The 12,684-nt window shown below is 61.0% G+C and carries 11 protein-coding genes and 1 pseudogene; 6 read left to right on the plus strand and 6 right to left on the minus strand.

The window, feature by feature from the left end; all coding sequences use genetic code 11:
• Positions 1-7 precede the first annotated feature (7 nt).
• Complete coding sequence (locus tag AC1DJO_RS12215) at positions 8-940, minus strand: pyridoxal-phosphate dependent enzyme (RefSeq protein WP_477970721.1); 933 nt, start codon at positions 938-940, stop codon at positions 8-10.
• A gap of 176 nt (positions 941-1,116) precedes the next feature.
• Here AC1DJO_RS12215 and leuB point away from each other — a divergent pair, with 176 nt between their 5' ends.
• The 3 genes from leuB to lpxE all read left to right on the plus strand — a co-directional run bounded on the left by leuB (position 1,117) and on the right by lpxE (position 3,911).
• Complete coding sequence (leuB, locus tag AC1DJO_RS12220; protein WP_112540389.1) at positions 1,117-2,229, plus strand: 3-isopropylmalate dehydrogenase; 1,113 nt, start codon at positions 1,117-1,119, stop codon at positions 2,227-2,229.
• 113 nt (positions 2,230-2,342) lie between these two features.
• Positions 2,343-3,101, plus strand: a complete 759-nt coding sequence (locus AC1DJO_RS12225) for a phosphatase PAP2 family protein (RefSeq protein WP_477970723.1) — start codon at positions 2,343-2,345, stop codon at positions 3,099-3,101.
• Positions 3,102-3,182: 81 nt separating this feature from the next.
• Positions 3,183-3,911 carry a lipid A 1-phosphatase LpxE gene (lpxE, locus tag AC1DJO_RS12230; RefSeq protein ID WP_477970725.1) on the plus strand — a complete coding sequence of 243 codons (729 nt, stop codon included), beginning with the start codon at positions 3,183-3,185 and terminating at the stop codon, positions 3,909-3,911.
• 52 nt (positions 3,912-3,963) lie between these two features.
• Here lpxE and AC1DJO_RS12235 read toward each other — a convergent pair whose 3' ends face one another.
• The 5 genes from AC1DJO_RS12235 to AC1DJO_RS12255 all read right to left on the minus strand — a co-directional run bounded on the left by AC1DJO_RS12235 (position 3,964) and on the right by AC1DJO_RS12255 (position 10,211).
• Positions 3,964-5,847 carry an MFS transporter gene (locus AC1DJO_RS12235; RefSeq protein ID WP_477970727.1) on the minus strand — a complete coding sequence of 628 codons (1,884 nt, stop codon included), beginning with the start codon at positions 5,845-5,847 and terminating at the stop codon, positions 3,964-3,966.
• Positions 5,848-6,028: 181 nt separating this feature from the next.
• Complete coding sequence (locus AC1DJO_RS12240; RefSeq protein ID WP_477970729.1) at positions 6,029-7,240, minus strand: ABC transporter permease; 1,212 nt, start codon at positions 7,238-7,240, stop codon at positions 6,029-6,031.
• Positions 7,237-7,926, minus strand: a complete 690-nt coding sequence (locus AC1DJO_RS12245) for an ABC transporter ATP-binding protein (RefSeq protein ID WP_477970731.1) — start codon at positions 7,924-7,926, stop codon at positions 7,237-7,239. The genes AC1DJO_RS12240 and AC1DJO_RS12245 overlap by 4 nt, the downstream gene beginning before the upstream one ends.
• On the minus strand, positions 7,926-8,378 hold the full coding sequence (locus AC1DJO_RS12250; protein ID WP_112540501.1) for a hypothetical protein: 453 nt from the start codon (positions 8,376-8,378) through the stop codon (positions 7,926-7,928). The genes AC1DJO_RS12245 and AC1DJO_RS12250 overlap by 1 nt, the downstream gene beginning before the upstream one ends.
• A 78-nt stretch (positions 8,379-8,456) precedes the next feature.
• On the minus strand, positions 8,457-10,211 hold the full coding sequence (locus AC1DJO_RS12255; protein WP_477970733.1) for an alkaline phosphatase: 1,755 nt from the start codon (positions 10,209-10,211) through the stop codon (positions 8,457-8,459).
• 117 nt (positions 10,212-10,328) lie between these two features.
• Here AC1DJO_RS12255 and AC1DJO_RS12260 point away from each other — a divergent pair.
• The 3 genes and pseudogenes from AC1DJO_RS12260 to AC1DJO_RS12270 all read left to right on the plus strand — a co-directional run.
• A pseudogene (locus AC1DJO_RS12260) lies at positions 10,329-10,512 on the plus strand (hypothetical protein); the annotation flags it as partial.
• A 111-nt stretch (positions 10,513-10,623) separates the two neighbouring features.
• Positions 10,624-11,658: an aspartate-semialdehyde dehydrogenase gene (locus AC1DJO_RS12265; RefSeq protein ID WP_477970735.1), complete on the plus strand. Its 1,035-nt coding sequence runs from the start codon at positions 10,624-10,626 to the stop codon at positions 11,656-11,658.
• Between the two features lie 190 nt (positions 11,659-11,848).
• Positions 11,849-12,673, plus strand: coding sequence for a lytic murein transglycosylase (locus tag AC1DJO_RS12270; protein ID WP_112385974.1), 825 nt, complete (start codon positions 11,849-11,851; stop codon positions 12,671-12,673).
• Positions 12,674-12,684 lie beyond the last annotated feature (11 nt).

The raw sequence follows: 12,684 nt of genomic DNA on the forward strand, positions 1-12,684 counted from the left end.
ATTTTGATCAGAGAAACCGCTCTTTCCAGACCTTGAGCTTGTCGAGCGAAACGCCGATACCGCCGCAGACTTCGATCAGCGGATTTTCGAAGCGCGACAGCAGACCGGCATGCACATCGGCGACCGCAAGTGCGGCCCCGCAGGCGGGCTCGACGAGAATACGGTGCGCATCCGCAAATTTCAGGCAGGCAGCCACCGCTTGCGCGTCCGTCACCGTCACGCTTTCGATCGGGTGATGGCTGGGCAGATCGAAGACATGCTGCGCCACCTGCCGCGCACCGAGCGAATTGGCGATCGAGGTGATGGCAGGCAGAGTGATGCGCTCCTTCGCCTTCAACGCCTCATGGAAGGAGGCAGCCCCTTCGGTCTCGACGGCAATCACAGGCACATTATCAAGACCATTGCGCTTCAACCCGGCAACGATACCGGCAAGCAGGCCGCCGCCGCCGACGCTGACGACGACGCAGTCAAATTTTGCGCCTGAAGCCACAGCTTCATCGATCAGCGTTCCATGCCCTTCCCAGAGCAGCGGATGGTCGAAGGGATGAACATAGGCGGCATTCCGGGCTTCGGAGAGTTTGATCGCATAGGCATTCGCTTCATCGAAGACGGAGCCGTGAACCAGCACGGAAGCGCCGGCCGCCTCGATCAACTGCCGAACCTCCGCCGATGTCGTCTCCGGCACGACGATGGTCACGGGCACACCGAGCGCGCGCCCGGCAAAGGCCGCCGCGATCCCGGCATTGCCGCCGGACGCGCAGAAGATCTCCTTCGCACCATTCTCCACTTCATGCTGGCAAAGCCTGCTGACGCCGCGCATCTTGAAGCTTCCGGATGGCTGCAAGGCATCGAGTTTCAGCCATAGCGGCTTGCCGCTGACGCTGTAATCGGCGGCGCTGCGCAGGAGAGGGGTGTTGAGATGCAATGGGGACGGGGACATTCTGAATTCCATTTCTTGAAACCTGACGGTCTTCTTGGCCCGGAGACAAGCAGGGGTCAACACTTCGCTGCCAGCCGATACCGCGGCAAACCGTACTGATTCGGCCTCTCCCTTGCTTGAAATGCCGATTTCCGGGGTCTAAGAAGCCGCAGCTTGTTTTTCCTTCGGAGGGTTTCATGACAGCGCGCAATCTCTTCCTGCTGCCGGGCGACGGCATTGGTCCTGAAGCCATGGGCGAAGTCCGCAAGATCATCGCCTACATGAACGAGGAGATGAAATCAGGTTTCGTAACCGACGAAGGCCTCGTCGGCGGCTCGGCCTATGACGCACATGGCCAGGCGATCTCGGAAGCCGACATGCAGAAGGCGCTCGCCGCCGATGCCGTTCTGTTCGGCGCCGTCGGCGGCCCGAAATGGGATAGCGTACCTTACGAAGTCCGTCCGGAAGCTGGCCTGCTGCGCCTGCGCAAGGATCTGGAACTCTTCGCAAACCTTCGCCCGGCGATCTGCTATCCGGCACTCGCTTCCGCTTCCTCGCTGAAGCCGGAACTGGTCGAAGGTCTCGATATCCTCATCATCCGCGAGCTGACAGGCGGCGTCTATTTCGGCGAACCGAAGGAGATCATCGATCTCGGCAACGGCCAGAAGCGCGGCATCGATACGCAGGTCTACGACACCTACGAAATCGAACGCATTGCCGGCGTGGCCTTCGAAATGGCCCGCACTCGCCAGAACCGCGTCTGCTCGATGGAAAAGCGCAACGTCATGAAGTCTGGCGTCCTCTGGAACCAGGTGGTGACGGCAACGCACAAGGAAAAATATTCGGACGTCCAGCTCGACCATATGCTGGCTGATGCCGGCGGCATGCAGCTAGTCCGCGCGCCGAAGCAGTTCGACGTCATCGTCACCGACAACCTGTTCGGCGACATGCTCTCCGACGTTGCCGCCATGCTGACAGGCTCGCTCGGCATGCTGCCGTCGGCTTCGCTCGGCGCGCCCGATGGCAAGACCGGCAAGCGCAAGGCGCTTTACGAGCCGGTTCATGGCTCGGCCCCTGACATTGCCGGCAAGGGCATCGCCAACCCGATCGCCATGATCGCCTCCTTCGCCATGTGCCTGCGTTATTCCTTCAACATGGTCACTGAAGCCGACAACCTCGAAAAAGCGATCGCCAACGTTCTCGACAAGGGCATCCGCACTGGCGACATCATGGCCGACGGCTGCAAGCAGGTCGGCACCATCGAGATGGGAGCGGCAATCCTTGCGGAATTCAAGGCGCTCTCGGCCTGATATTTCACGTGAAACGCTTTTCAAGGCCCTTCGCGCAGCCGCGCGGAGGGCTTTTTCATTGAAGCCGGCGCCTCGTCTCCCTATCTCCCCCGTGCCAACGACGAAGGGACAGAATGAGCGACACCGCCGGACCGAAGCCAGGCTGCAGGGCCTATCTGAAGAAGCGCTATGAGGCGCGGCGCACGATCCATCGGCGGGTTCCCTGGAAGGCCTTCGCGCTCTTCGCCATCAATGCCGTCGCCATCGCCTTCTTCGTTTTCGACCGGCCGCTGGGCCAAGCGGTAAAGAGCCTTTCGCCGCCGCTCGTCTCGTTTGCCGGCGACGTCACCGATATCGGCAGGCTCGCCTGGATTCTTGCCGGTCTGCTGACGATCCTGGTTACCAGCTACGTAGTCCGCCGCCGCCTCTGGAAGGTGCGAAGGCGATTCCGCATGGCCTATTTCGGCCAGATGGCCGCCTATGTCGGCCTTTCCGTCATCCTGGCCAGCGCAATCGCCAACCCGCTGAAATTCCTGATCGGCCGCGCCCGGCCGCTGCTTTACGAGCAGGAAGGCATCTTCAGCTTCACGCCCTTCAGCTGGGATTTTCTGCACCAGAGCTTTCCGTCCGGGCATTCGGCCAATATTGGCGCGCTATTTATGTCTCTGGCGCTGCTCTTTCCGCGCTTCCGGCTGGTGTTCATCGGTATCGGCCTCTGGCTCGGCGCGACGCGCGTCATCATCGGTGTCCACTATCCAAGCGACGTCGCCGCCGGATTGGCGCTCGGCGCATGGCTTGCCTTCGCGCTGTCGATTGCTTTCGCGCGTTTCGGCTTCGTCTTCTCAGTCGGCCGTGAAGGCTGGCCGATACCGCGGCTCAGCCGTCTGATCTGACCGTCTTCGTAAAAAAACTGTCGCCACCCGATGCTACCGTCGCGCCGTTCTCGATATTGATTTTTGAACGGATCGAATTGGATGCAGGCGATACTTTCTTCGCTCGACAGGCGCTGGCGGCGCAGCACCTGCCGGATGCCGCAACTGCGCTGGCAGACCTGCCTGTTCATCACTTTCAATGCCGTTCTGCTCTCCATGCTGCTGCTGGATGGTCCTGTCGGCGCCGGGCACGTGCCGCCCGCCATGCGCCGCCTCGGCCGTATCCTCACAGATTTCGGCACCTCGGGCTGGATCATCATCACCAGCGCCTTTCTCTTCTTCGAAGGCCTTGCAGCTCTTCGCGTCGTCAGATCGCTGCGCACCCGCATTCAAGCGCTGCAGATGTGCTGGATCGGCGCCTATCTGCTGATCTCCATCGCGCTCTCCGGCATCCTCGCCAACATCCTCAAGCGGGTGATCGGCCGCGCCCGTCCGCAGCATTTCGACGACTACGGGATATTTTCCTTCTCGCCCTTATCCGGACACGCAGCCTTCGAAAGCTTCCCTTCGGGACATGCGACGACGATCGGTGCCTTCTTCGCCGCGCTATCGCTTCTCTTTCCCCGATACCGCGTCGTTTTCCTCGCCTGTGCGCTCTGGCTCGGCATGACTCGCGTCATGGTCAGCGCTCACTATCCGAGCGACGTAATTGCCGGACTGGCGCTGGGCGGCTGGTTCTCGTTGATGATCGCCATCGTCTTTTCGCGCTACGGCGTTCTCTTCAAGCCCGCTGACGGCTGGCCCGCTCCGAAACGGCTGCTGCGCGCATAAAAAACCCGGCGCCTTGTGAGCGCCGGGTTCTGTCGTCTCAATCCATCCGATCTTAGTCGGCGTGGATATCGCGGTTCTTGGTTTCCGGCAGGAACAGCAGGCCGATGACCAGCGTGATGCCTGCGAAGACGATCGGATACCAGAGACCGTAGTAGATGTCGCCGGCAGCCGCGCTCATCGCGAAGGCCGTTGCCGGAAGCAGACCGCCGAACCAGCCGTTGCCGATATGGTAGGGCAGCGACATGCCGGTGTAGCGGATACGGGTCGGGAAGAGCTCGACCAGAAGCGCTGCGATCGGGCCGTAGACCATCGTTACGTAGAGCACGAGAACGAAGAGTACGGCGATCGTACCGATCCAGTTGACGCGCGCCGGATCAGCCACCATGGCGAAGGTGCCGCCACCAGCGACCGTATAGACCGCCATGTCGGTGACGCCGTTCGCTTCCTCAGCCGTCAGCAGCTTGCCTGCAATCAGCTTGTCGGCAGGCATGGTTTCCTTCTCGCCGGCGCGGATCGTCTCGGCGTTCAGGTTGAGCTCCGGGTTAGCCGCGATGAAGGCATCGAGCTTGGAATCCGGAACCTTGGCGGCACCGCGGTTCAGCGGATAGCCGGCATCGTGAAGCGCAATGTTGGTGCTCTTCTCGAAGGCTGCGGTCATGCCCTTGGCCTTGTCGCCAGCGGCGATGACGTCGAAGCTGGTGATGGTGGCATCGCTGATCTTGACCGTTGCCGGCTGTCCGGCAGGGCCAGGCACCACGTCGTAAGGCACGGAGTTCTTGGTCAGGAACGCCGTTGCCACGTCGCAGGAGCTGGTGAACTTCGACGTACCGGTCGGGTTGAACTGGAACTTGCAATCTGCCGGATCGGCGGTCACCGTTGCGCGGATCGAAGCCTGTGCCTCATAGAGGGCCGGATTGGCCATATAGGTCATCGCCTTGAACAACGGCTGGTAGGTGATGGCGGCGATAAGCAGACCCGCCATGATGATCGGCTTGCGGCCAATCTTGTCCGACAGCGAGCCGAAGACGACAAAGAACGGTGTCGCCAGGATCAGCGCGATCGCCACCATGATATTGGCCGACTGCAGATCCACCTTCAGAACGTTCTGCAGGAAGAACAGCGAATAGAACTGGCCGCCGTACCAGACGACCGCCTGACCCATCGTTGCACCGAGCAGCGCGATGATGGCGATCTTGGCATTCTTCCAGGTGCCGAAGGCTTCCGTCAGCGGTGCCTTCGAACCCTTGCCCTCCGCCTTCATCTTCTGGAAGGCCGGAGATTCGTTCATCTTCAGACGAATCCAGACCGAAACGCCGAGCAGCAGAATGGAAACCAGGAACGGAATGCGCCAGCCCCAGGCCGCGAACGCCGTCGTACCGAGTATCTGCTGCACACCGATAATGACGATCAGCGACAGGAAAAGGCCGAGCGTTGCCGTCGTCTGGATCCAGGATGTGAAGTAGCCGCGTCGGCCATTCGGCGCGTGTTCCGCGACATAGGTCGCAGCACCGCCATATTCACCGCCGAGCGCCAGACCCTGCAGCAGGCGGAGCACGATCAGGATGATCGGAGCCGCGATGCCGATGGTCGCCGCGCCCGGAAGGATACCGACGAGGAAGGTCGAGAAGCCCATGATCAGGATCGTGACGAGGAAGGTGTATTTGCGGCCGACGAGATCGCCGAGGCGGCCGAAGACCAGGGCGCCGAACGGACGGACCAGGAAGCCTGCGGCGAAGGCGAGAAGTGTGAAGATGTTTCGCGTGGCTTCGGGATACTGGGTGAAATAGGTGGCGCCGATATAGGTTGCGAGCGCACCATAGAGATAGAAATCATACCATTCGAAGACCGTACCGAGCGACGAGGCGAAGATGACCTTCCTTTCCTCGCCAGTCATCGGACGGGCTTTTGCGCTCTCGGCGCTTGCGATATTTGCCATTGTCTGTCCTCCACAGAATGATGAGCAGCAAGGCGCGTCCCAAACTCTCCTCAAAGTATGCCCCTGGACGCGGCTCACCTGCGAAGAGTGTGGCAGAAAAGAATTCGGATAAAGAGAGCGGCTTTGGGATTATGACTTTAGTCTAACGTGTTTGCACAGCTTCGCGTAGCAGCCTGCATTATCACGCCCTGAGGGCTTCCGCCGGAGATTGCCGGTAAGCCAGAATCGCAGGCAGTGCAGCAAGAACGGCGCCAAATGCAATCAGCACCCCGGCCAGCATCAGGTCGGCCCGGACAAAGCCCACCGGCATGACAATACCGCTGCTGGCGCTGAAGAAACCGGAAAGCAGAGACGCTGCGCAATAGCCCAGCGCAAAACCGCCCGCGATGCCAAGGGCGATCAGCGCAAAGAACTCGCCCCAGACAATACCGAAGATGGCCAGGCGCGGCGCGCCGAACGCCCTGAGCGCTCCGATCTGGCGGCGGCGCTGACCGATATGGATGACGGTCACCAGGATCAGCGATGCGGCGACCAGCCCCTGTGCGCCGGATGCCACCGCGACCAGAATACGCTTCGCATCGCCGAGCGTTGCGTAAAGATTGGTCAGCACTTCGCCCGGAAAGACCGCGACCGTGTTGCCGCTGCGATAGTCCTGCCGCAGCTTGTAGGCATCTGAGATCGACTTCGGCTTGACGAGAACGGCGGGCAGGCCGGGCAAGTCGCCGGACCAGCGATCATCAAGCGCGTGGTCATCCGCGTGATCGTGATCTTCATCGGCGGAATCACCGGATTCAAGGCCATGGATATGCCAGACAGCCTGGATCGGCACCAGGATCGCCCGATCCCAGGCGGTCCCCGTCGGCTTCATGCGGCCGGTCACGCGATAGGCGATTTCGGTATGGGTATGACCGCCGGTTTCGACTGAGCCATGCATCGGCTTGATCTCGAATCCGAGCGGCAAGCTGACCGCTGCGCCGACAACGGCTTCGTTCTCCGCGGCAAAGCCACGACCCTCGCTGAACCCGCCGGAGAGATTGTCGGGCAGGGCCAGGCTGGTGCCGGCGATCGGATAGCCGGAAAAGGAATCGCCGAAGCCGATCGGCGAAACCCAGGCGACCCGCGGATCGGCAGTCAGCTTGGAAAGTATTCGGCCCGGCATCAGCGGCAAGGGCGAGGGCTGCAGGAAGACGGAGGACAGCACAAGCTGTGTCTCGCTGCCGCCAGCGCCGATCACGAGATCGAACCTGTCGGCCGCCCGCGCACTGCCGAGCCGCAACGCCCGCTCCTGCAGGACGACCGCAACGCCGAGCGCTGTTGCCAGGGCAACGAGCAGAACCACGACGACGGAACCCGCCCAGAGGCGACGAAGATCGGCGGCGATGAACCGGATCATGCCGCCACCTCGTTGCGGAAGGCGTCTTCAACGATGCGTCCGGAGGACAGCAACAGGCGGCGGTCCATGCGGCCTGACAGATGCGGATCATGCGACACGACAATTAGCGTGCTGCCTTCCGCAATCGCCAGATCAAGCAGCAGGTCGCCGATGACGCGGCCGGTTTCGGCATCGAGGCTGGCGGTCGGCTCGTCTGCGACGATGACGCCCGGCTTGCGCAAAAGCGCACGCGCGATCGCCACCCGCTGCATCTCGCCGCGCGACATCGTCTCGATGTTCTGATTGGGCCGCGAAAGGCCGGTCCGCATCAGCAGTTCATGCGCGCGCAGCACCATCTGAGCATCGGCGGCGCGCGACAGACGGGCGGGCAACAAAATGTTCTCGACGGCCGAAAGCCCCGGAAATAGATGAAAGTCCTGCATTACGAGTCCGATGTTACCCGCTCTGAAGCGGTCACGACGGCTCTCGGGTAGGGCGCAGATATCGTCACCGTTCCAGCGGACGGATCCGCGCGCCGCACGTTCCAACCCGGTGATGATGTTGACGAAGGTGCTTTTGCCTGAGCCGGAAACCCCGGTCACCGCAACCCGGCTGCCGGCAGACAGCGCGAGCGCGTCGATCTCAAGCGCCGGTGCGTTGAGTCCGCTGAACGTGACCGACAGATTGCTGATCTCGAGCGCCAGCATCAGACCGCCGAATATTCGGCCTGGCGCAGGCGCAGCAAGCTGACGAAGCCGGTTTCGGGATCGGTCCACGAGCCGTATTCGAGAATGCCGCGCACTTCGATCGTCTGGCTGGGCTGCACGAAGGTCTGCTTCTCGTCGAGATAGACGACGGCGATATTGTCGGGCCAGTCGGCGTCAGACGAGCAGAATGGGCAGAGCGACATCGGAATTTCCGTCAGCACGAAAAACTGCGCTTCCGCTTTCAACGGCGGCGCCATGAAGCCGCGCATGCTGATTTGCCTGCCGGCGAGCGCCTTCACCTTCTCGGAAAATTCGAGGCCGAGAACGCCGAATTTCCCATAGAGCTCATCGAAGCTGAGCGTTGCGTCGGCAGCTTCGACACATCTTGCAGACGTCAGCACCGGCAATGCCATCATCATACCGAAAAGGCTCCGGCGTGTGATCCTATGCATATCAAACTCCTTGCAAGTTCCCGGCCGCAGATCGGCGGCCGGGAAGATTACGCGGAAGAGGCGGTTCACCGCGCTCCGTCAGTTGGTCTGTTTTACACCGAGTGCAAAAGCGTCGGCGAGGACCTTGTAGACATCGCTCTGCTCCATATAGCCGCGGAAACCTTCCGAGCCCGGACCATCCGACTGCAGGACGACGTCATCGACGGCGTGAACGCCGCTGTCGCCGCTCTTCGGAATGTTGCCCTGAACGAAGACGGCGCCGGGAACATCCTTGTACTGTTCGTTGGCGACATATTCCTTCTTTTCGTTCTGCACGGCAGGAACGAATGGACCGTCGAGCTTCGGGCGGAACGTCTCGTAATGGTCGGGGCCGTTATTGGCACTGAGGAAGAGGCGGCGCGTGACATCGATCTTGTCGGGATAGCCGTCGCCGTTGTCGTCGGTATAATTCGGGAAGCCCGCTTCGGCATAGGTGCCTACCTTTTCGCGCATCTCCGTGCCCGGCTTTTCGTCATCGACAGTACCGATGATCGAAACGCCATGGGTGTGGTCGCCGGTGACGACGATCAGCGTATCGGGATGGGCCTTCTGGAATTCGCGGGCAAGGCCGACGACCTTGTCGAATTCGATGGTGTCGACGACGGCGCGGTCCCAATCGAGCGGATGGGACATCTTGTCGATCGACGAACCCTCGACCATCAGGAAGAAACCGTCGGGGTTCTTGGACAGGCGATCGAGCGCGACCGTTGCCATCTCGACGAGACCCGGCTGGTTCGGGAATTTCTCGACGGTGCCCTTTTTCAGAAATTCGCGATCGAGCGTGACATCCATGTTGCCGGTATGGAAGAGACCGAGAAGGTTGCCTTCAGCCGATGCGTTGGCTGCAAGCTCGTTCTTGTCGATGGCAAGCTTGTAGCCGGCGTCCTGGAAGAGCTTGATGTAGTCCTTGTCATCCTTGCGCTTGGAGCCCGGAACGTCCTTTCCGAGGAAGTAGGCAGAACCGCCGCCGAGGACGACTTCCGGCTTCACATCGAGAAGCATCCCGACGATATCGGCCTTGTCGTTGCGATTGCGCGTGTGGGAGACAACCGCAGCCGGTGTGGCGTCCTCGATTTCGGCGGTCGCGACAATGCCGATCGACTTCTTGGTCTGGCGGCGGATCGCTTCCGCAATCGTCTCGACGCGCGGGTCGTCGAGCGAGTCGGGCGTGCGGTCTGCATAGACGCCGATCGCGTTGACGGCGGTCTTGTGGCCCGTCATGTAAGCCGACATGGTATTGGCGGAGTCGGTGGCAACAGCGTTGGTTGCCGATGTGCCGATGAAAGCTGCCGGCGGCACATCGTCCATGTTGAGGCGGCCGTTCGCCTTACCCTCGGTCATGCCCTTTGACATGATGCGGGCTGCCGTGCGATGCGCAACGGAAAGACCGTCGCCGATCAGGAAGATGACGTTCTTGGCCTTCGGCGCGTCGCCGGTGCCGTAGACATTCCAGGTAACCGACTTCTTCTCGTCGCCGGCCGACACTTCGACCTTGTAGTCGCCGGGTGCGGCGATCGTCAGGCCACGCAGGATGACGGCGGAACCGAGTGCCTTGTCGTCCTTACCCTTTTCAAGCTCTACAAACTTGGCCTCGCCCCCGAGAGCCGTCTTGTAGTCCTGACCGTTGACCGTGATCTTCACGTCCTCGGGCTTTACCTGCTTGCTGAGCTCAACCTTGAAGTCAAATGGCGAACCGGCAAGAATCGTTGCGCGATCAAGCGGATAAACCGTGGTCGCCTGCGCGGCACCGGCAAGAATCGTCGTGGCCGCCAGAGCGGCAAAAATCATACGCATGGAAAACCCCCGTTTTCGTTGCAGTAAATGAACAACGGGCCGGAGATAGCCTTGGGGGATGACATGTCGATGACACCGGTATGACAATCTGCCGCACCGACACCAGGCGCCGCCCGCAGGCGCAAAAACCTTGACTCCTGTGGAAAACGTTTTATGAGCAACGGCGGAAAAGGAATTATCCATGGTTCGCTTCGAACACGCCATTGCTGCATGCAATGACCGGGCACTGAGTGCCGGGGTGGATATTGCCGTTCCGGTTTCTTCCAAAACCAAGGCCAAAACGACGACGAAAACCGTCTGACGTCTCTGGCCTGCCGCTCTCTCCCCGGCTCGGCTGGGGACAGGAAGCCGCGATGATTTCGCGCTTTCCCCCCTCACCGGACAAGAGGAGAGAAGAGAAAGAGAGCTGAAAATGGGTTTCAAAGTATCAGTCGCGGGAGCAACCGGAAATGTCGGCCGGGAAATGCTCAACATCCTCTCCGAGCGTGGCTTTCCGGCTGACGAAGTCGTAGCACTTGCCTCCTCGCGTTCGCAGGGCACGGAAGTGTCCTACGGCGACAAGACGCTGAAGGTCTTCAATCTCGAAAACTACGATTTCTCCGACACCGATATCTGCCTGATGTCTGCCGGCGGCGAAGTCTCCAAGAAGTGGTCGCCGAAGATCGGCCAGCAGGGCTGCGTCGTCATCGATAACTCGTCGGCCTGGCGCTACGATCAGGACGTGCCGCTGATCGTGCCGGAAGTGAACCCGGACGCCATCACCCAGTTCACCAAGCGCAACATCATTGCCAATCCGAATTGCTCGACCGCCCAGCTCGTGGTCGCGCTGAAGCCGCTGCATGATTTCGCCAAGATCAAGCGCGTCGTCGTCTCCACCTACCAGTCGGTCTCAGGCGCCGGCAAGGATGGCATGGACGAGCTCTTCAACCAGACGCGCGCCGTCTTCGTTGCCGATCCGATCGAGAACAAGAAGTTCACCAAGCGCATCGCCTTCAACGTCATTCCACATATCGATAGCTTCATGGAAGACGGCTATACGAAGGAAGAGTGGAAGGTTCTGGCCGAAACCAAGAAGATGCTCGACCCGAAGATCAAGGTGACCTGCACCGCAGTTCGCGTGCCCGTCTTCATCGGCCATTCGGAATCGGTCAACATCGAATTCGAAAACGAGATCACCGCCGATCAGGCACGCGACATCCTGCGCGATGCACCGGGCTGCCTCGTCATCGACAAGCATGAGAACGGCGGCTACATCACGCCTTACGAATCTGCCGGTGAGGATGCGACCTTCATCTCGCGTATCCGCGAAGATGCGACGGTCGAAAACGGTCTCAACATGTGGGTCGTTTCCGACAACCTGCGCAAGGGCGCCGCGCTGAACGCCATTCAGATTGCCGAGCTGCTCGTCAATCGTGGCCTCATCAAGCCGCGCAAGCAGGCCGCCTGATACCGAATATTAACCATAGCTTGCTATCAGCCTCGCATGTCGCCAGACTTGCGGGGCTTTCTTTGAACCAGCCAGGCGGCAATCGTGCGGCAGAGAGCCAATCTCGCCAAAAGGTGATCGTGACAAAATCACCCTTGGCTGGCATTCTGCCCGGCATTCCAGCGACTGCAGATCGAGATCGGGGTTTCTCATGCGCATGACAAAATTCTTGGTGGCGGCCATCGCGGCGGTGGGCGCTTTCCATGCAGTTCCGGTAGCGGCCAATGCCGCGCAATGCGGCAATAACGGCGCCGGCTTCGATGCCTGGGTGCAGCAATTCAAGCAGGAAGCTGCAGCACAGGGCGTCAGCCAGTCGGTTCTGAGCCGTGCATTCGCCAACGTCGCCTACAATCGTCCGACGATTGCCGCCGACCGCGGCCAAAAGAGCTTCAAGCTGTCCTTCGACGCCTTCATGCAGAAGCGTGGCGGCGCGGCGATCATTTCCCGCGGCAAGGGCATGAAGCGCTCCAACCAGGCTCTCTTCACGTCAATCGAGCGCCGGTACGGCGTGCCGGCCGGCCCGCTGATCGCGATCTGGGGCATGGAAACCGGCTTCGGCAGCTATATGGGCACGCAGCACACGCTGTCAGCCGTTTCGACGCTGGCCTATGACTGCCGCCGCTCGGACTATTTCACCGACCAGCTCTATGCTGCCCTGCAGCTCGTCTCGGAAGGCTATCTCAGCCCGCAGGCGCGCGGCGCCGCACATGGCGAGATCGGCCAGACGCAGTTCCTGCCGCGCAATGTCGTCCGCTTCGGTGCCGATGGCGATGGCGATGGCCGTGTCGACATGGTCGGTTCGCGTGCCGACGCGCTGGCCTCGACCGCAAACTTCCTGAAGGGTCATGGCTGGCGGGCAGGTGCCGGTTACCAGCCGGGCGAACCGAATTTCGTCGCTATCCAGGGCTGGAACGCGGCAACCGTCTATCAGCAGGCGATCGCCTATATCGGCCAGCAGATCGACGGCGGCCAGTAAGCCACCTATTT

The sequence above is a fragment of the Rhizobium sp. 05N430 genome (genome assembly GCF_056396985.1).